The organism is Glaciimonas sp. OK215 (assembly GCF_057787885.1).
In genome coordinates, this window is record NZ_CM173544.1 from 5600405 (window position 1) to 5619501 (window position 19097).

The following is a 19097-nucleotide window of genomic DNA, read 5'->3' on the forward strand; positions in this document are numbered from 1 at the left end:
GCTCTTCAAGCGCAATCGTCTATCAACACGGCCGACCTGCCGTGCTGCTGTCATTTAATTGATGGGGGAAATCTCGGGGCGCTAACAAATCACCTTAGCGCGCATGACTCATATCCGCCGTGGACGTCGATACGCCAGGTAGTGGCTTTCTGCGCCGCGAAACAGGCGCACGATGCCATAAGTCATTGCCATGTAGATCACAGCTGCAACCATGAAAGCCTCAAACGGCAAGTAATATCGTGCATAGATCTCATTCGCAGCACCGGTCAGATCGAGCAGCGTGATGGTGGTTGCCAGCGATGTACTGTGCAACAAGAAGATGACTTCATTGCAATACGCTGGCAAACTGCTGCGCAAGGCGGACGGCAGGATGATCCGGCGCAGGATGGTGAAGCGCCCCATCCCGTAGGCATAAGCTGCCTCGATTTCTCCATAGGGAAGTCCTCGGATTGCGCCGGCGAAAATCTCTGTCGTATATGCCAGCTCGTTGAGCGTAAACGCTAACAATGCACAGAACAAAGGACTCGACAAGGCAAACCACGCGGCACTCTCCCGTATGGTTTGAAACTGCCCCAGGCCGTAATAAATCAGATATAACTGCAGCAGCAAAGGTGTTCCGCGCACGACGTAGGTAAAACTCCAGACCGCGTTCTTCAACAGTTTGATGCGCGAATTACGTGCTATGGCCAGAGGAATAGCCAAAACAAAGCTAAGGAAAATACTGCCGAACAAGAGTTTGACGGTCAGCCACAGCCCGTTCAGATAGAGCTGCTGCGTGTCAGGATCGAGCATGAACTCAAAACTCATACGTGGCTCCCATACCGCACGCCGGCAGAATATTTGCGCTCGACGCGGCGCAGTATATACAGCGACAAACTCGTGATCAAAAGATACATGGCACCGGTGAATAGCAGCCAGGTGAAGGGCTCACGCGATGCAGCACCGGTCTGTTTCGCCCGATACATCATGTCTTGCAGGCCGATGACCGAAACCAGCGCAGTCGCCTTGGACACCACCAGCCAGTTATTGGTAAATCCGGGCAATGCAAAACGCACCATTTGCGGAAACAATATGCGCGTATTTATTTTGAAACCGGACATGCCAAGCGCATGTGCGGCCTCAGCCTGTCCCGGAGGAATCGCCAATAGCGCGCCACGAAATGTTTCCATGAAATAGGCACCGTAAATAATGCCTAGCGTGAGAACGCCTGCGGTGAACTGATTCAGTTCTATCGTGATGTCGAGGCCGGACCATGCAATCGCGTTATTCAAGGCGATTTGACCGCCAAAAAACAGCATCATCATCAGCAGCAAGTCAGGAATGCCACGCATCACACTGGAATAGCACCCTGTCAGTTTGCGCAACAAAGGGTTCCCGGAAATGGCCATCAATGCTGCACAAAACCCGATTAACGCCGCCATGATCAAAGAACTCAGCGCGATGTCGAGCGTGGTCACCAACCCGGCAAGTATTTGTCCGGAATATCCATTAAACATCTTGATCAAACCACGTTAGGTTGTTGAAACTGAACGCGATACCCAGCCGGCTCGCTGACATCAGAGACCAGGTATCGTACCGACTTTTGACTACTTATTTTCCGTAGCCATCAAAGTCAAAATACTTATCGTTGATCTTTTTATATACCCCGTTGGCGCGGATAGCTTTGATCGCAGCGTTAAGCTGATCTTTGAGTTTGGTATCTTGCTTGCGTAGCGCTATACCGGCACCGACGCCGAAAATGGTCGGATCATCGAAATCCGCTCCCACCAATTTAAATGCTTTGCCGGCTGGCTTGTCCAGCAACCCGAGCTTCACCTCGGGCACGCTGGCAACCACTGCATCGACACGGCCGGCTGTTATATCCAGGTAGGATTCCTGCGTGGTGTCATATCCGACAATGATGGCGCCTGCCTTTTCATAGACTTTCTTCGCATAAGCTTCTTGCGTCGAGCCCTTGACGACACCAATTCTTTTGCCCGCCAGAGAGGCAACGGAGCCGTCGATACCGCTGCCACTTTTGGCAACGACACGATTTGGCGCGCTCGAATACTTGTCAGTAAAAAGGACTACCTTTTTCCGATCTTCATTGATCGACAATGAAGAAATGATGACGTCAAATTTTTTCGACATCAAGGATGGGATAATCCCGGCCCAGGATTGCTCGACAAAAACACAGCGTCTTTTTATCTCGGCGCACATTGCATTCGCGAAATCCACATCAAACCCGACCAGCTTTCCATCAGGCAATTTGTATTCATAGGGCTCGAAGGTTGGGTCCATGCCGACCTTTAGCTCCTGTAAATCCGCCGCATGGGCCGTTGATGCCAACACAATGCCTAGTATTGCCAGGGAATGTCTGAATTTCATGCTGTCTCCTATTGGAAAATGGCATGCCAAGACTGCGTGGCAGCCTGGCAATTTTTGTTATAAGTGTGGATTGTTTGTCTTGACGTATTGCCGCACCGTCGGCTTCGGTACAATCAGTCAGTGCAATGATCTTAGCGTGCCTGACTTTAATTGAGCAGACGCAATTCCGTTATGCTGACAACCGGTAGTTGTCGCCCAGAATATTCATGAAAATACATCAGCTACAAGCACTCGTCACAATCGCAGAGACCGGCAGCATCCGCGCCGCAGCACGCATCCTTGGCCTTTCGCAGGCCGCCGTTACCAAAGCCTTGCGTGAACTGGAAACCGAGCAACAACTACCGCTGGTAATGCGCAATGCAAGTGGAATCAGCTTTACCGGATACGGTAAAACACTTCTGACCCACGCCCGGATCGTGGTCAGTCAGTTGCAGCGCGCGCAAACTGAGCTGGCGCAATGTCGCGGACAAGGAAAAATCCGGTTAAACATAGGCATTACGCCGTGGCTCATACAGACTTTTTTACCGGAAGTTGTGCTGCGATTTCGCCAGCAGAGGCCAGACGTCCAGCTAGAAATCTTCGAAGGTCTGATGGGTGTTTCACAAGCACGTTTGCGTGACGGCGACATGGACTTTGTGATCGGTCCGCATTTGCATGGCATGATGGCGCAAGAATTTTCCAGTGAAGAGATACTCAGCTATCAGGTGCGGGTGGCAGTCCGGCGTGGTCATCCGCTTCAGAACTGCAGCTCGATTCATGAGCTGCTTGAGCATGACTGGGTAGTAAATTATGCGGCAGACGGTCGTGACGCCTTCATGCATAACCTGTTCTGGCAACACGGCGCGCACATCGACGAAAACCGGCTCATCCTTGCGCACTCCGTCGGACTTCTTCAAACCCTGGTGGAGCAAGCTGGAATGATCAGTCATTACCCAGGCCCGCTGCTTGTTACGCTGCCGCTGCGCGAACGTATGGCAGTGCTCCCGCTAAAAGAGCAGTTTCAGCCGGCCAGACTTGGCATTATCACGCGTCGCAGTAACACACTCAGTAGTGCTGCACAGTGCTTTATTGACTGCCTGATAGCCGTCATTCGTCAGCATTCGCGCTCTGCAAGTAGCGAAGATCGCTTACTTTTCGACACGCTGGAGTTGCTGATCTGAAGCGGCGAACACTTATTTCGCCGCATCCGCAGAATGGTTCAAGCGATTTCGGCTGCCGCCAATTGCGCGCAAAGCGCGATCCCCGCAGCGGCCTTGGCGAGCGTATCGAGATCGACGTAGCTTGGCGAGATGCGAATGTTTGCGTCGCCGGGGTCGCGCCCGCCAGGATACGGGGCGCCGGCTGGCGTGAGTGCGATGCCTGCCTGCTGCGCGAGTCCTACCATGCGTTTGGCGCAAGCGGGCGTAACGTCGAGACTGATGAAATAACCGCCGGCGGGCCGTGTCCAGCGGGCGGCTCCCGCGTCACCGAATGCTTGCGCGAAGGTGCGATCGACACACGCGAATTTCGGTGCGAGCACGGCGCGATGGGCGCACATGTGCTGCGTAATCCCCTCGGGATCGCCGAAGAATTGCAGATGACGCAACTGGTTGACCTTGTCCGGACCGATGGTGCGATATTTGCGCCGCTCAAGCCACCATGCCAGATTTTCGGGCGATGAACCAAAGAGCGCCAGCCCGGCGCCCGGCAATACGATTTTAGAGGTCGACGCGAACAGAAAAGCGCGATTGGGATGCCCGGCGCACATGCTAAGACCGGTGATGTCCTGGTTTGCCGGACTGGCCTCGGTCAGGTGATGCACCGCATAGGCATTGTCCCAGAAGAGCCTGAAATCGGGTGCCGCGGCGGGCATCGCGGCCAACCTTTCGACGGTCGCGTCAGCATAGGTGACGCCGCTCGGATTACTGTATTTTGGCACGCACCACATTCCCTTGATGCCGGGGTCGGCGGCAACGAGTGCCTCCACTACAGCCATGTCCGGTCCGGTGTCCAGCATCGGAACCGGCAGCATTTCGATCCCGAACTCGTCGCAAATCGAGAAGTGCCGGTCATATCCCGGCACCGGGCAAATGAACTTGACGACAGGTTCCTGCGACCAGGGCCGATCGCCACCCGGGACGCCGCGCCGGAACGCGTGGCCGCATGCTTCGTGCATCAAGGCAAGGCTCGAATTTTCGCCGATGGCGACGCAATCGGCGGGGAGACCCAGCAGCGCTTCCGAAAATAACTCGCGTACTTCAGGCATGCCTTGCAGGCCCCCGTAATTGCGCCAGTCGATATTATCGCGCGAGACGAAATGCGAATCGCCGGGCAGGGAAAGAAAGCGCTTGGACAAGGCCAATTGCTCGGGCGACGGTACCCCTCGCGTCATATTGATCTTCAGACCTTGAGCGCATAGCTCGGCATAACGTGATGCGAGTTCGGCGCGCGACGCAAAGGCTGGCGGGCTTTCGATCTGAACAGGTGTATTCATATTTGAGGTCTCAGTGGAGGTAAAAAAGAAAATGCGTGCGTTCTTGGCGGGTCCGGCACCCATACGGTCTAGCGCCATGCCTGGAGCGCCATCCCTATGCCCAGCGTCAACAAAGTAGTTCCCATCAGCCAGCGCTGAACAAATAGCAGGCCGGGTCGGCGGGAAAGAAATTCCGCTACGCTGCCGGATGACACCGCCATGAAACCATTGACAGACGCAAACAGCACAATCAATGCCGAGCCGAGCACAAGCGATTGTTCAAGTACGCTGCCTTTTCCGTGGTCAATGAATTGCGGCAAAAGCGACAGGAAGATCATCGCCAGCTTCGGATTCAACAGGCTTGTCGCCGCTCCCATCACGAACAGCCTGCCTGGCCGTTCTGCAGGCAAATCGCGCATTTGCAATGGAGACCGGCCGCCGGGTTTCAATGCCTGCCAAGCCATGAAGAGAAGATAGGCTGCGCCACCCGCGCTCAGGACGCGAGTAGCGTAGGGCACGGTCAGAAAGAAAGCAGTGATGCCAAAGGCGGCTCCAAACATATAAAAAAGGTAGCCGAGCATCACGCCGGCGAGGGAGATCAGACCTGCCCTGCGCCCTTGCGCGATGGAGCGCGACATCACATAGACCATGTTGGGGCCGGGCGTTACAGCAAGCATCCCGCCGACTGCCAGAAATCCATAAAGCGATACAGGATCACGCATTGTTAGGCTTTCCATAAGTTAGTCGCTTTATTATCGAGTAGTGACATCCTTGAGTAAAACGCATTAAACTGAATCTATTATTCAGATTTTCTGAAAAGAAATGGGAAAACTCGATCTGGACGTGCTTGCCATGCTGGTCGCTGTCGCCGACGCTGGCAGCTTTGTACGCGGCGCCGAGCTGGTACACCGGTCTCAATCTGCCGTGAGCATGCAGATAAAGGCCCTGGAAACATCGCTTGGAAAGCCGCTTTTTATTCGCAACACGCGCAATCTGGCATTGACCCCCGAGGGGCAAACGCTGGTGGGCTATGCGCGCCGCATGCTGGTGTTGCGCGACGAGGCCTGGGCCTCGGTCGTCCACCCCGAGGTGACGGGACGCGTCACGATAGGCGTCCCCGACGACTACGCTTCTTCACTATTGCCGCCGGTTCTCAGAAAATTTTCTGCAACTTACCCGCGTGTCGAGATTCAAGTGATTGGCCTGCCGAGCATTGCGCTTGCGCCCCTGCTCAAAAACAACACGATCGATCTGGCGTGCATCACGCGAACCAAGGGGGTCGGGGGAGAGTTCATCCGATTCGAGCCGATGATTTGGGCCGGGTCGGCTGCGAGCCGGCAAGTGTGGAAGGAACGTCCGCTTCCGATTGCCGTTTTCTCAGACGGCAGTGTCGCGCGAGCCCACGCTATCAGCGCCCTTCAACGCGCAAATATTCCATATCGGATGTCTTACGAAAGCCCAAGTTTGCTGGGCCTGATCAGCATGGTCGACGCGGGGCTGGCGATTGCGCCTCTGGCGCGGTGCGGCGTGCCGGAGCGCCTGATTCAACTGGGGCAGGGTGAAGGCTTGCCGCGACTTGCGGAGCTTGAGGTAGTCCTGGCTCGCAGTTCACGATCCGCGCGACCGCCTTGTGATTTTCTCGCCGAACAGATTTTGGTTGAATTGAGGATTTGACCGGTGAGCAGAGGATTGCCTTACCTTGCATGGCTTGCGCCGTTCGTTTGGCTCGCTGGCAGAATGGACCGAGACACCGACTGGTGTGGTTGCTCAAATCATCGGACACAAAGCCAGCGCCATAGCTGAAAAGCATTACCGCCGCCGCCCTCGTGATGTAAACTATCTTTTAAATACACACAAATATACATATAATGAGCCTATGCGATACAGCTATGACCGATTGAAAAAGGCAGCTAATTTGAAAAAGCATGGCCTCGACTTCGATGATGCGCGACAAGTAATAGAGAGCGCGCAAACTGTCACGTTTGAAGATAACCGCTTTGAATATGATGAGCCGCGATTCATTACGATGGGAATGTTGAACGGCGCGGTAGTCGTTATCGTTACAACAGAATCGAATACAGAAATCCGCATTATTTCTATGCGAAGGGCAGAAAAAAATGAGCAAAAAATCTACTTCGGCAACCTTTGATGAAGATATGCCGATTAACCAGTCCGACATCAAAAGCGGCAAGCTGGTTTTGCGCAAGCGTGGCGCGACTGGGGCGATATTGCCCAACAAGCAGCGCGTCAATATCTACCTGGACAGCGCCATCGTTGAGCACTTCAAAGCAAAGGCGGGGGAGCGCGGCTATCAGACCTTGATTAATGACGCGCTCAAGCAGGCATTGCAAGCGGAAAGCATCGAGACAACGATTAAGAAAACGATTCGGGAAGAGTTGCGGAGGCATTAAAGGTTCAAAGCGCCAGATGCGACGGCACGACAAAAGCAACGATTAATCAAGCCACGAAGCTAGACGCGACTGTTTTTCGCACGCGTCCTGCCCGATCCTGCCGGGGTCGGCTGTCGCATCACCGGCGCGTCCCAGGATTGCAGCCGGTCTGCGCTGGGCGGGCAACCGAACTTGATCTTGTACACCCGGGCAAAATGTTCGAACGAATCGAAGCCGGTTGCCGCGGCCACCTGGGACACGCTCAGTTCGGTTTGCTGCAGCAGCTTGTGCGCCATGGCGAGGCGCAGGCTGACGTAGTAGCGGAGCGGGGAAATCGCGGTGAATTGTTTGAACTTGCGTTCCAGTTGCCGCCGCGAAAGGCTGACGGCGCCGGCTAACTCTTCGCAAGACATTGGCGCGGCGACGGACGCGTGCATGAGGCGGATCACTTCCCGGATCTGCGCATTCATCGGGGCCGCATCGAGTGCGGTCGGCGTGAGCTGGACTTCGTGGGTGCCGCGCTGACGTGCATGCAGCAGGTGCTGGGCGATCTCGGTTGCCAGATCTTCCCCCGCCTGCTGGCCGATCCACTCGAACATCATGTCGATGATGGCGGTGCCGCCCGCGCAGGTGATTAGCTGAGGTCCGATCGTGTACAGTTGCTGCGTGGCCTTGACGGCCGGGTAGGCCTCCTGGAAGCCCTCCAGATTGTCCCAGTGGACGGCCGCCGGCTGGCCATTCAGCAGTGCAGCGGCGGCCAGGATTTCCGTGCCGGTCTCGATGCCCCCGATCTGGGTGCCGAAATATCTCTCGCGTTGCAGCCAGGCGCTGACCTTGCGGTTTTTCGCATGCTTCTTCGCCTCGAAGCTGGCGATGACGAAGAGTGTCGAGAACGTGCCCGCTTCCGTGGGCAGGGCTGCGGCCGGCGTGGTCATGCCGTTGGTGGCCGCCACCGGCTGCCCGTCCATGGACAGCAGCGTCCATTCAAACAGCTTGCGTTTGCTCAGCCAGTTGGCAATCGCCATCGGTTCGATGATCATCCCGAGCCCGAGGTTGGAATACTGCGGCATCAGCAGGATGCCGATCCTGCGTGACGCATCGGCCGATCTGGCTCCCCTGTTGGTCGCTTGTGTAGCCCGGCCGGGTAGCGCTGTGGTTTCGGTTGGTATGCTCATTGCGTCATCCGCTTATCCGCTCGCTGCGCAGCTTATCAAAGGTCCAGCACGATCCGTTCCGAGCGGGCGCGCGATACGCAAACATAAATGGTCTGATTCTGTGTTTTTTCGTCATCGGTCTGAACGGCATCCCGATGGTCGACCTCTCCCGCCAGCAGGGTGACCGCGCAAGTGCCGCAGATGCCCTCACGACACACAGACGCGATACGCACCCCTTCCTTGCGCAGCACCTGGAGGATGGATTGGTCCGGCGCCACGCTCAGAACCTTCCCTGATCTTGCCAGTTCGACCTCGAACGCGGAGGGGCCCGCGACGCCATTTGCCGGTGCCGCGAATCGTTCGAAACGCACCGCGCCTGCCGGCCAATCCTGCGTGGCGTCGAGGATACCATCAATCAGTTTTCCGGGACCGCAGACGTATGCGTGCACGCCGTGCCGCCGCTTGCCCAGCATGGAATGCAGATCTGCCGCGCCGTGCTGGTCGCTGAAGTGGAGCTGGACCCGGCCCTTCAGTGGGCCACGTTCGATCACATCCAGCAAGGCCGCTCGATCACGCGAGCGGGCGAGGTAGTGGAAAGCAAACGGTTTGCCGATCGCAGCCAGCCGCCTGGCCATTGGCAGGATCGGGGTAATGCCGATGCCGCCTGCCACCAGGATGTACTCGCCGCTGCCTTCGTCCAGGGTAAAGTTGTTCCTTGGTCCGGACAACTGCAGCCGTGCGCCTTTCTGCAACTGATCGACGATGAACGCCGAACCGCCGCGCGAACCGGGCGCGCGCAGGACCGCGATCTGGTAGGACGCGCCGTCAGACCCGGTTTCGATCACCGAGTACTGCCGCGCGCTGCCGTCCGCCAGCCACAGGTCGATGTGCGAACCCGGGCCCGCCGGCGGGAGGACGCTGTGGTCAAGCGCGGCAAGCCGGATGCCTTTGATATCGGTAGCGATCATCGCCGCGTCGCTCACGACGACGTCGATTTTGTGTACTGGTCCGTTCGACATTGATTCCCTCCAGGTTGATGCTCGTTGTCCGCCGCTAGCGTTGTTGCGTGCGCCAGCCAGCATGCATCCAGACCGCTGCGCGGGACATCGGCAAAGGCTGTTTCCCCAGGACCAGGTCACTGCCTTTCTCCCCGATCATGATGGTTGGCGCATTCGTGTTGCCGCTGACGATGACCGGCATGATCGAGGCGTCGATCACGCGCAGCGCGTCCAGGCCGTGCACGCGCAGGTCCGGCCCGACCACCGCTTCCGGATCGCTCTCCGGACCCATCTTGCAGGTGCCGGCCGCGTGATAGCCGGTCTCCGTCACCGCGCGCGCCCAGGCGTCGAGCGCGGCGTCGTCGGTCAGCGCCGGACCGGGCGAAAGCTCCCTGCCGGCCAGTTCCCGAAACGGCTTTTGCGCGATGATTTCCCGCACCAGGCGGGCGCCGGCCCGCATGTCGGCGCGGTCGCGCTCGGTCTGGAGATAGTTGAACAGGATCCTCGGCGCTCTGCGCGGATCGTTCGATTTGAGCGTGACTGCGCCCAGGCTGGTCGGCCGCATCAGGTCGATGTGCACCTGAAAGGCGTGGGCCGGCACGCTGTCGATGCTGCCCGGCTGGACCGCCAGCGGCATGAAGGTCAGTTGCAGGTCCGGATGTTCAACGCCCGGTCGCGAACGGATGAAGGCACCGGCCTCGAAATGATTGCTCGCCGCCAGCCCCGACCTGCGCATGAACCATTGCGCACCCACCAGCCATTTGCGCGGAGCGACCGTCCACGGATAGATCGAGACCGGTTTCTTGCAGAGGTACTGGACGACGGTGTCGGGATGGTCGGACAGGCGCCGTCCGACGCCCGGAAGGTCGTGCAGCGGCGTAACGCCGACCGCGCGCAGTTCGTCGGCCGGCCCGACGCCGGACAACAGCAGCAGTTGGGGAGTATTGATCGCGCCGGCGGACAGCAGCACTTCACTCTCGGCATAGGCTTGGAAGACGCGCTCCCCCTCGGCGTACTCGACGCCGACGGCCCGACGGCCATCAAACAATACACGCAGAACCAGCGCCCCGGTGACAACGGTCAGGTTGGCGCGCACACCGGCCGCGGCGAGATAGCCGCGTGCCGTGCTCCAGCGCCGGCCGCGCCAGGTGGTGCGGTCGACTCGGCCAAAGCCTTCCTGCCGATGACCGTTGAAATCGTCGGTACGCCCGTAACCGGCCGCCACACCGGCCTCGAAAAAGGCACGGGTCAGCACGCTGTCGGTCTTTCCGGCAGTCACATGGAGCGGGCCTTGGCTGCCGTGATAGGCATCCTCCCCGAGTTCGTGCGCTTCCGCCCGGATGAAATAGGGCAGCACCTCGCGGTAGCTCCAGCCGACGCACCCCTGCTCCGCCCAGGCGTCGTAATCGCGCGCATGGCCGCGGATATACACCATGCCGTTGATCGACGAAGATCCGCCCAGCACCCGCCCGCGCGGCGTACCGATGCGGCGGTCGTTGAGATAGGGCTCCGGCTCGGACCGGTAGGACCAGTTGTAACGGTGGCCGCCCACCAGGATGCCCATCGCAGACGGCATGTCGATGGACCAGCTGCGGTCTTCCGGTCCGGCTTCTATCAGCAGGATGCGCAACTGCGGATCCGCGCTGAGGCGGTGCGCGAGCACGCAACCTGCCGAGCCGGCTCCGACAATGATGTAGTCGTAGTGATTACTGGACTTGCCATTCGACATGAGTCGCTCCCCAAGCCTGCTTCGGCCTACATAGATCGGCGCGGTCATGCGCCGTGAATGCCGTTGTGAACCAGGCTATGGAAGTGATGCACGAGGTGCTCGCTTTCGTTGCTGCGCTGTGCGTCGATCACGTAGCGCCCCTGGTTGTAGCCCATCGAGTGCAGTCCCTTCTGGACCGAAATGTTCAGACGGATGTCTTCCGGCCCCAAGTCGGTGTTCATCCAATTCATGCAGGCCTTGGTGACGTCCGATAGTGCGTCGCGGGTAGAGTAATACCCGAAACGGAGCAAGGTTTTTTCGGCTTCCAGCGGGATGATCAGAAAAGTCGCCAGGAAATCCGAATAGGGAAAGGTATAAAAGGTGTTATGCGGCCATATCCCGATATTGAAGAAACATTCATCGGGATTGCGCTCCTCCGAGAGCGGAACGCCATACGCGCTGTCGACCTGTTGATTGGCAGGGGCAATATATGTCCACCATTTGTCGCGCTGGGTGAGCTTATAGCCGTCAAAGTCAATCAGATCGGCGAGATCAACGTGACAAGGGCCGGACAGTGAAAAGTGATAACCCTCAATGGAGTTATCCATGATCACTTTCCAGTTGGCCGGCACGATCACATCTTTTTCTTCGAACAGTTTGTAGTCTCCCAGGCGCGGGAAGACGCGCTGCATTTCCGCATCGGCGCCGGGAAACAGTTCCGCCATCGATGCTGCATTCGGGTCCAGATTGAAGTAATAGAATCCGCCGAGTTCTTCTACCCTGATAGACGGGATATTGTAATTTTGCGCATTGAAATTCACGACCCGTTCGCTGCGCGGGGCACTCCGCAGGTTGCCGTCGAGCCCATAGCACCAGGAATGATAGGCGCAGCGGAACACACCCTTCTGCAGGCCGCGCCGCTCTTCGACCAGCCGGTTGCCGCGGTGCTGGCAGACATTGTGGAAGGCATGCACCTTGCCGTCCTTGCCGCAGGTGGCAATCACGCTCTGGTCGAAGATATCGGTCATCACGAAGCGGCCCGGTTCGCTCAGTTCGCTTTTGTGCCCGATCACATGCCAGGCGGACATGAAGATGCGGTCCCGCTCCGATTGGAAGATGGCAGCGTCGTAGTAATAACGGGAAGGCAGCGTCAGCGCTTCCTCCGGCGCTTGTTCCTGCCATTGATCCGGTTTGATGACATCCTTCTTTTGCCAGAATTCGACAGTGTTCATAGGTGCTTCTCCTCGCGCTGGGTAGTGGTCGTTGGTCGCCGGCAATCCGGAGGTGAATTGCTTGCGTCTGTAGCTCACTTTAGCGGCGGCAAAACCAGGAGACTTGATGGAATGCGTCGTGTTGATGTCGTATTTAATTGATGCGGCAGAAAGGGGGAGCTTGATATTTTGCGTCGCCGATACGTCGCGTTTCATCATGTTTCATCGGATTTGCAGCGTTACATTGGACCGCGTGTACTCATGGGCTGGTTCTGACCGCCTGGAAACGACCAATCAAAAAAAGGAGCGCCTGCCATGTTGCAACCTGCTGTTACCGAGATGGACCATCGTCAGGCCCGGATCGATCTCGCGTGTGCGTTCCGCTGGACGGCGCGTCTGGGAATGCATGAATCGATCGCCAACCATTTCAGCCTGGCCGTATCAGAGGATGGCAGCCGGTTCCTGATCAATCCCAACGGCCGCCACTTCTCGCGGATCAAGGCTAGTGACCTGATCCTGGTCGATGCGCACGACCTGCGGACGATCGACCGGCCGGATGCGCCGGACATCACTGCCTGGGCATTGCACTCCGAGATGCACAAACGCTCTCCGAACGCGCGCTGCGTACTGCATGTGCACGCCAAATTTGCGACGGTGCTGGCTTGCCTGCAAGATTCGGTGTTGCCGCCGCTCGACCAGAATTGCATGCGTTTTTTTGAGCGCGTGGCCATCGACACCGGCTTCGACGGCATGGGTTTAGGGGACGAGGCCGAACGGGTAAGCCGCTGCCTGGACGGTAAGCCGGTGCTGCTGATGGGCAACCACGGCGTGATGACGGTAGGCCGCTCCGTGGCGCAAGCGTTCGACGATCTCTACTATTTCGAGCGTGCGTGCGAAACCTACCTCACGGCACTCATGACGGGGCGGCCGCTTCGGATCGCATCGGCGGAGGTCGCCAGGAAAACCGCGGGGCAATGGATGGCGGACTACGCGGGTGTTGCCGATCGGCATCTGTCAGCGCTGAAGGGCATTCTGGATGAGGAGGAGCCCGGTTACGCACGTTAGGAGCCTGCGCTACTTGTCTTTGACTTCTTTAAAATCCGCATCCACCACATCGTCATCTCAAGCGCGTTTTTTTGTTTCTTGATCGATATCAACACCGCGCGTCGCTCAGTTTGAGTGGGACCCGCATTCGGCTGAATGCGTATACACGTCACTAACGCGACAAGGCAAAAAAAAATCGATGCGGCAGAAGTTGCCGCATCGACCCAGAATCCCATCAGCAAGATGGTGGTCACATCATAAAATTACAGGTCAGAAACGGGTACGCATGCCTACCGCGAGCTCGGTCTGGTTCTTGAAACCGTTGGTCGAGGCCACACGATAGTCATCGGTGAGTTTCATGTAATCGGCAGCCACATAAACCTCAGTGCGCTTGGACAAGTGATAGAAGGCCGAGCCGAACAGGGTGGCTTTCTTGCCGCTTCCGGTGGCGGTTGAAAAGCTGGCATTCGAGTACGCGTTCAGGGTACTGGTGCCAGCCACGTTGAAAGCGGCATTCGTGGCCTTCATGACCTGATAGCCGATTTCATAATCCATCGGACCTTGCGGCGTGAACTTGGCCGATACGGTATAGGCATTGTCCTTACGCTTGCCGAGTGCGCCCTGTTCTGCCGTGTAATGGAAATAGCCGGTGTTCAAGCGCACCAGGCTGTTCAGGAAATAGCTGCCGCCCAGCGAGTAGGACTTGTTCTTTTCGGTCGACTTGTCGAGCGAGTTGCCGACATCGGCTTCGTTATAGAAGCTGGCAACCGTGAAATTGCTGCCGTTGTAGCCGAGCGCGGCAGACTTGGTGGTGTTATTCGAAAACGCACCGGCGACTTCGCCAAACTGATAACCGAGGCCGGCCACGAGACCATTGTCGAATACTTTCTTCCAGACCACGCCATTGTCGTAGCGCGTGCCGGTAGCGCTGCCGGCGTAGAAAATCATTTGCTTGAAGTTGTTATTGTTGGTGAAGCCGCCTTCTTCCAGGCCGAGTTTTTCGGTGCCATACGCATCGCCGTAGACTTGCGCAAAATCGCGCGCCAGCGTGTTTTGGCGACCCAGTGTCACTCTGCCCAGGCCGTCGCTTTGCATGCCGACCCAGGCATCGCGGTTAAACAAGACGCCCGGGGTGTCCATTTCACCGGTGCCGACTACGAATTCGGCTTCCAGTTTGAACATGGCCTTGAGTCCGCTGCCGAGATCTTCCTGCCCCTTGAATCCGATGCGGTTGCCGCTGAACCAGGCGACTGGAATGCTGGTCAGGCGGTCGCCGTTGCTGTCGGCATGGTTGACCGTGCTGATGGTGGCGTCGATCAAACCATAGATCGTTACATTCGACTGCGCAAACGCAGTGCCGGTGCATCCTAGTGCGGCCAGACTAGCTAGCGCGAGTACTGTTTTTTTCAAAATTGTCTCCTGGTGGCGAAAGTTATTTTGCTTATTGCGCCGACCGATGTGCCCGATCGACGGTGTGCCGAGTATAGAAGCGCGAAGCTTTCTTCCAGCTTTCATCACTGCAAGTTTTGTGTTGTTTTGTGCAGTTACGCAACAGTTTTAAAGTCGGAGCACTGGACTGTGTGCGGGTGCGGCCGGGATCGTGCTGCAAACGGAATTGACCGAAGGGGGAAGAAGATTTTACGCAAGCGATACACAGTGTTTTATGTTGCACTGCAAACTAAAAAACGCAAAATTGGTAAGCTGGATGAAAGATACGCACGCCTAGAATACATCTGCGTTGATAAGTAATAAAGGAAGATCGCAGCCGTTATATGATTTGCTGCAGATCATAATCCCAAAACAATGGAGACATAAATAATGCGTAAGTTTATCCGCGGTTCAATGAACGCGACTGCACTATCGACCGTCATGCTGGCGGCACTGGCTGCCCCGACGCAGGCCATGGCTGCCGACTCCGCAAAAATCACCATCATGGTGGGCGGCATCACCAAGATGATCTATTTGCCGGCCAAACTGACTGAGCAGCTGGGTTATTTCAAGGACGAAGGACTGGACGTTGAGCTGCAATCGCAGCCGGCCGGGGTGGATGCCGAAAACGAACTGCTGGCGGGTGCGGTGCAGGCCGTGGTCGGGTTCTATGACCATTCGATCGATCTGCAAACCAAGGGCAAGGAAGTGACGGCGATCGTGGTGTTCGGCCAAGTCCCGGGCGAAGTCGAACTGGTGTCGGCCAAGGCCGCCGGCACGCTCAAGAGCATGGCCGATGTCAAGGGCAAAACCCTGGGCGTGACCGGCCTCGGTTCGTCGACCAACTTCCTGACGCAGTATCTGGCGGCGAAGCATGGCATCACGTCCAGTCAATATTCGGTGCTGCCGGTCGGCGCCGACAATTCCTTCATCGCGGCGATCAAGCAGGGGCGGATCGACGCCGGCATGACCACCGAACCTACCGTTTCGCAGCTGCTGAAAACCGGTGAGGCGCAGGTGCTGGTCGACATGCGCACGGTCGATGGCACGGTGAAGGCGCTCGGCGGCCTGTATCCGGCCTCCAGCCTGTATGTGCAGCGGGCGTGGCTCGATACCCACAAGGCCGAGGCCGGCAAACTGGCACGCGCATTCGGCAAGACGCTGAAGTTCATCAAGACCCATAGCGCGACCGAGATCGCTGCCAAGATGCCGAAGGATTACCAGGGCAATGACAAGGCCTTGTATGTCCAGGCGCTGCAAAATTCCCTGCCGATGTTTTCACCCGATGGCAGGATGCCTGCCGGCGGTCCGGAAACCGTATTGCAAGTGCTGTCGGGATTTAATCCGAACGTCAAGGGCAAGCACATCGATTTGTCCAAAACCTATACCAATGAGTTCATCGCCCAGGGCAAGTAATGCACTGCTTCAAACGAAAGAAATTTTAATGACACACTCCTCAAACAGCGCCGTCATTTCTGCCACGGCGGCGCCGACTGCACCGATTGCCCGCGATACGCCGGCGATCGAAATGCGCAACGTCTCCCTCCGCTTCATTTCACCGGACGGCACGGCGACGGTGGCATTGCGCGATTTCACGATGAGCGTGGCGCGTGGCGAGTTTTGCGCCATCGTCGGGCCGACCGGCTGCGGCAAGTCGACCACGCTTGGCCTGATTACCGGACTGCTCAAGCCGACGGTCGGCGAAGTCCGGATCATGGGCGAGGTGGTCAACGGCATCGACCCGCGCATCGGTTTCGTATTCCAGAGCGATGCCGTGTTCCCGTGGCGCAGCGTGCTCGACAACGTCGCCGCCGGTCCGCTGTTCCGCGGCAAACCGAAAGACCAGTCCTATGCGCTGGCAGAGCAATGGATACGCCGGGTTGGCCTCAACAAGTTCAGCAATCATTATCCGCACCAACTCTCCGGCGGCATGCGCAAGCGTGTCGCACTCGCGCAAACCTTTATCAACAGCCCGGAAATTCTGTTGATGGACGAGCCCTTCAGCGCGCTGGACATGCAGACCCGGACCTTGATGCAGGACGAGTTGCTGCAGCTATGGTCTGCCCAGTCCGGTTCGGTCGTGTTCGTGACCCATGACCTGGAAGAGGCGATTGCGCTGGCCGACAAGGTCTATGTGCTGACGGCGCGCCCGGCGACAATGAAGAGCGTCTACCACATCGACTTGCCGCGCCCGCGCGTGATGTCCGAGGTGCGCTATGAACCCGGGTTCATCGATATTTCGCGCAAGATATGGGCGGATTTGCGGGAAGAAGTACAAATCAGCTGAAGGCAGCTCCGCACACCGGGCTCTCGCGCAACACTATTCACACGTGGAAGATACACACAAGGTAATGAAATGAATCAAGCACACTCCCTCGACCAGCTTAACGCCGCCAGCCTGGCCACGGTCGAACAGGCGGCCAAACGGAAAATCAAGCTGCGCTATTGGCTGGTGATGTTCTTGCGCGTCGCGATTCTGGTATTCGTCCTCGGCGGTTGGGAGCTGGGCGCGCGATTGCACTGGATCGATCCGTTTTTCTTTTCCCAGCCGTCCCTGATCGTGATCCAGATCTATGACTGGATCGTCGACGGGACCTCGCAAGGGCCGCTGTGGGTGCAGGTCATGGTCACGCTGGAAGAAACGGTGATCGGCTTTTTGATCGGCGCGGCAGGCGGTGTCATTTGCGGTATTTTGCTGGGCCGCAACAAGCTGTTGTCCGACGTGTTCAGTATTTACATCCAGATCGCCAACTCGATTCCCCGGGTGGTGCTGGGATCGATTTTTGTGATCTCGCTAGGTCTCGGCATGGCATCGAAAGTGGCGCTGGCAGTGGTGATGGTGTTCTTTGTGGTGTTTGCGAATGCCTTCCAGGGGGTACGCGAGGCGGATCGCTACATGATTGCGAATGCGCAAATCCTGGGCGCCTCACGGCGTCAGGTAACGATGTCGGTGGTGATTCCCTCCGCGCTGAGCTGGATTCTGGCCAGCCTGCATGTCAGCTTCGGCTTTGCGCTCGTGGGCGCGGTGGTGGGCGAGTTCCTCGGTTCCAAGCAGGGGATCGGCTTGCTGATCTCGACGGCGCAAGGCGCTTTCAACGCCAGCGGCGTGTTCGCCGCGATGATCGTGCTGGCAGTGGTTGCATTGGCGGCGGATTATCTGCTGCTGAGAGTCGAGAAGCGCTTGCTGAAATGGCGTCCGGCTGCATTCTGAGTTGTTCTGCTTTAAGGGTTTGCGGCGCATTTCGGTGCGCCGTTTTTTTTAGCTATTTCAGAGTCCTGAAGGAAGACCACATGAAAAACACAATATTCCCCCAAATTCCCGCAACCCTGATCCCCGGAGACGGTATCGGTCCGGAAGTGGTCGAGGCCACGGTCCAGGTGCTGGACGCTTTGGGATCGCCCTTCTCCTGGGACGTTCAACAGGCGGGAATGGCCGGCGTCAACAGTTGTGGCGACCCGTTGCCGGCGGCAACACTCGCAAGCATTCGCAAGAACAAACTGGCTCTCAAGGGACCTTTGACCACGCCGGTTGGCGAAGGCTTCCGGTCCTCGAACGTGCGGCTGCGTGAAGAGTTTCAACTGTATGCCAACGTCAGGCCCGCACTGACTATTGTTCCCGACCGTTACGAGAATATCGACCTGGTGCTGGTGCGGGAAAACCTGGGCGGATTTTATGTGGCGCACGAATACTATGTTCCGGTCGGCGACGATCCACGCGCGGTCGCTGTCGCTACCGGCGTGAATACGCGCGATGGCTGTAAGCGGATTGCGCGATTCGCCTTTGAATATGCCGTAAAGAATGGCCGCAAGAAAATCACCATTGTGCACAAGGCCAACATCCTGAAGGCGCTGACCGGCATCTTCCTGGAAGCGGCCAGAGAAGTAGCGCGCGAATACGAGAATCAGGTGCAGATGAATGACATGATCGTCGATGCCTGTGCCATGCAGCTGGTGCTTAACCCCTGGCAGTTCGACATGCTGTTATGCACAAATCTGTTCGGCGACATTCTTTCGGATCAGTTGGCAGGCCTGGTTGGCGGGCTTGGCATGGCGCCCGGTGCGAATGTCGGTGACGACACGGCGATATTCGAGGCGGTGCACGGCTCCGCGCCGGACATTGCCGGCAAGGGCATCGCCAATCCCATTTCCCTGATGCTCGCTGCAGGTCTGATGCTTGAGCATGTCGGTCGGCATGACCTGGCCCAGCGACTGCGCACTGCGATCACTGCAACGCTGAACACGGACCAGGTTCGCACCGGCGATCTGAAGGGCACGGCATCCACTCGGCAGTTTGCCGATGCGATTGTGCGCCGGCTTGCGATGATCTAATTGTTACTCAAAAAAA

At 57.6% G+C, this 19097-nt stretch carries 18 protein-coding genes and 1 pseudogene; 9 read left to right on the plus strand and 10 right to left on the minus strand.

The annotated features are described in order from the left end of the window. Nucleotides 1–108: 108 nt before the first annotated feature. The 3 genes from AC3CHX_RS25890 to AC3CHX_RS25900 all read right to left on the minus strand — a co-directional run bounded on the left by AC3CHX_RS25890 (nucleotide 109) and on the right by AC3CHX_RS25900 (nucleotide 2397). The gene (locus AC3CHX_RS25890) at nucleotides 109–807 is read right to left on the minus strand and encodes an ABC transporter permease (protein WP_488630814.1); all 699 of its coding nucleotides are present in this window, start codon (nucleotides 805–807) and stop codon (nucleotides 109–111) included. Next, nucleotides 804–1496 (minus strand): ABC transporter permease, encoded by a 693-nt coding sequence (locus AC3CHX_RS25895; protein ID WP_488630815.1) that lies wholly within the window; start codon nucleotides 1494–1496, stop codon nucleotides 804–806. The genes AC3CHX_RS25890 and AC3CHX_RS25895 overlap by 4 nt, the downstream gene beginning before the upstream one ends. A gap of 94 nt (nucleotides 1497–1590) precedes the next feature. Beyond that, nucleotides 1591–2397: an ABC transporter substrate-binding protein gene (locus AC3CHX_RS25900; RefSeq protein ID WP_488630816.1), complete on the minus strand. Its 807-nt coding sequence runs from the start codon at nucleotides 2395–2397 to the stop codon at nucleotides 1591–1593. A gap of 176 nt (nucleotides 2398–2573) precedes the next feature. On the opposite strand from AC3CHX_RS25900, the gene AC3CHX_RS25905 reads away from it, so the two are divergent. Next, nucleotides 2574–3527, plus strand: coding sequence for a LysR substrate-binding domain-containing protein (locus AC3CHX_RS25905; RefSeq protein WP_488630817.1), 954 nt, complete (start codon nucleotides 2574–2576; stop codon nucleotides 3525–3527). 38 nt (nucleotides 3528–3565) lie between these two features. Here the strand turns inward: AC3CHX_RS25905 and AC3CHX_RS25910 are convergent, their stop codons facing one another. Together AC3CHX_RS25910 and AC3CHX_RS25915 are read right to left on the minus strand one after the other, a co-directional pair. Further along, a complete protein-coding gene (locus AC3CHX_RS25910; RefSeq protein ID WP_488630818.1) occupies nucleotides 3566–4840 on the minus strand; it encodes an aspartate aminotransferase type Ic in 1275 nt (424 codons plus the stop codon). 68 nt (nucleotides 4841–4908) lie between these two features. Next, nucleotides 4909–5541: a LysE family translocator gene (locus AC3CHX_RS25915; protein WP_488630819.1), complete on the minus strand. Its 633-nt coding sequence runs from the start codon at nucleotides 5539–5541 to the stop codon at nucleotides 4909–4911. 100 nt (nucleotides 5542–5641) lie between these two features. On the opposite strand from AC3CHX_RS25915, the gene AC3CHX_RS25920 reads away from it, so the two are divergent. From AC3CHX_RS25920 to AC3CHX_RS25930, 3 genes and pseudogenes are all read left to right on the plus strand, one after another. After that, nucleotides 5642–6493, plus strand: a complete 852-nt coding sequence (locus tag AC3CHX_RS25920) for a LysR family transcriptional regulator (RefSeq protein WP_488630820.1) — start codon at nucleotides 5642–5644, stop codon at nucleotides 6491–6493. Nucleotides 6494–6512: 19 nt separating this feature from the next. Further along, a pseudogene (locus AC3CHX_RS25925) lies at nucleotides 6513–6968 on the plus strand (BrnT family toxin); the annotation flags it as partial. Further along, nucleotides 6937–7230, plus strand: coding sequence for a BrnA antitoxin family protein (locus tag AC3CHX_RS25930; protein ID WP_488630821.1), 294 nt, complete (start codon nucleotides 6937–6939; stop codon nucleotides 7228–7230). The pseudogene AC3CHX_RS25925 and the gene AC3CHX_RS25930, both read left to right, overlap by 32 nt. A gap of 59 nt (nucleotides 7231–7289) precedes the next feature. Here the strand turns inward: AC3CHX_RS25930 and AC3CHX_RS25935 are convergent, their stop codons facing one another. The 4 genes from AC3CHX_RS25935 to AC3CHX_RS25950 are packed head-to-tail and all read right to left on the minus strand — an operon-like array spanning nucleotide 7290 to nucleotide 12301. Beyond that, entirely contained in the window at nucleotides 7290–8384 is a 1095-nt protein-coding gene (locus tag AC3CHX_RS25935; RefSeq protein WP_488630822.1) for a GlxA family transcriptional regulator, read from the minus strand. A gap of 35 nt (nucleotides 8385–8419) precedes the next feature. Beyond that, nucleotides 8420–9382: a PDR/VanB family oxidoreductase gene (locus AC3CHX_RS25940; protein ID WP_488630823.1), complete on the minus strand. Its 963-nt coding sequence runs from the start codon at nucleotides 9380–9382 to the stop codon at nucleotides 8420–8422. Nucleotides 9383–9416: 34 nt separating this feature from the next. Continuing rightward, a complete protein-coding gene (locus tag AC3CHX_RS25945) occupies nucleotides 9417–11090 on the minus strand; it encodes a choline dehydrogenase (RefSeq protein WP_488630824.1) in 1674 nt (557 codons plus the stop codon). Nucleotides 11091–11134: 44 nt separating this feature from the next. Then, entirely contained in the window at nucleotides 11135–12301 is a 1167-nt protein-coding gene (locus AC3CHX_RS25950; RefSeq protein ID WP_488630825.1) for an aromatic ring-hydroxylating oxygenase subunit alpha, read from the minus strand. A gap of 294 nt (nucleotides 12302–12595) precedes the next feature. Here AC3CHX_RS25950 and AC3CHX_RS25955 point away from each other — a divergent pair, with 294 nt between their 5' ends. Then, nucleotides 12596–13345, plus strand: a complete 750-nt coding sequence (locus tag AC3CHX_RS25955; protein ID WP_488630826.1) for a class II aldolase and adducin N-terminal domain-containing protein — start codon at nucleotides 12596–12598, stop codon at nucleotides 13343–13345. Nucleotides 13346–13594: 249 nt separating this feature from the next. On the opposite strand, the gene AC3CHX_RS25960 is transcribed toward AC3CHX_RS25955, so the two are convergent. Further along, the gene (locus AC3CHX_RS25960) at nucleotides 13595–14734 is read right to left on the minus strand and encodes a porin (protein ID WP_488630827.1); all 1140 of its coding nucleotides are present in this window, start codon (nucleotides 14732–14734) and stop codon (nucleotides 13595–13597) included. A 408-nt stretch (nucleotides 14735–15142) separates the two neighbouring features. Between AC3CHX_RS25960 and AC3CHX_RS25965 the strand changes: the two genes are divergently transcribed. From AC3CHX_RS25965 to AC3CHX_RS25980, 4 genes are all read left to right on the plus strand, one after another. Next, nucleotides 15143–16168 carry an ABC transporter substrate-binding protein gene (locus AC3CHX_RS25965; RefSeq protein WP_488630828.1) on the plus strand — a complete coding sequence of 342 codons (1026 nt, stop codon included), beginning with the start codon at nucleotides 15143–15145 and terminating at the stop codon, nucleotides 16166–16168. 112 nt (nucleotides 16169–16280) lie between these two features. Next, nucleotides 16281–17039 (plus strand): ABC transporter ATP-binding protein, encoded by a 759-nt coding sequence (locus tag AC3CHX_RS25970; protein WP_488644759.1) that lies wholly within the window; start codon nucleotides 16281–16283, stop codon nucleotides 17037–17039. A gap of 69 nt (nucleotides 17040–17108) precedes the next feature. Next, nucleotides 17109–17963, plus strand: coding sequence for an ABC transporter permease (locus AC3CHX_RS25975; RefSeq protein WP_488630829.1), 855 nt, complete (start codon nucleotides 17109–17111; stop codon nucleotides 17961–17963). Nucleotides 17964–18043: 80 nt separating this feature from the next. After that, nucleotides 18044–19081, plus strand: a complete 1038-nt coding sequence (locus AC3CHX_RS25980; protein ID WP_488630830.1) for an isocitrate/isopropylmalate dehydrogenase family protein — start codon at nucleotides 18044–18046, stop codon at nucleotides 19079–19081. The last annotated feature ends 16 nt before the right edge of the window (nucleotides 19082–19097 follow it).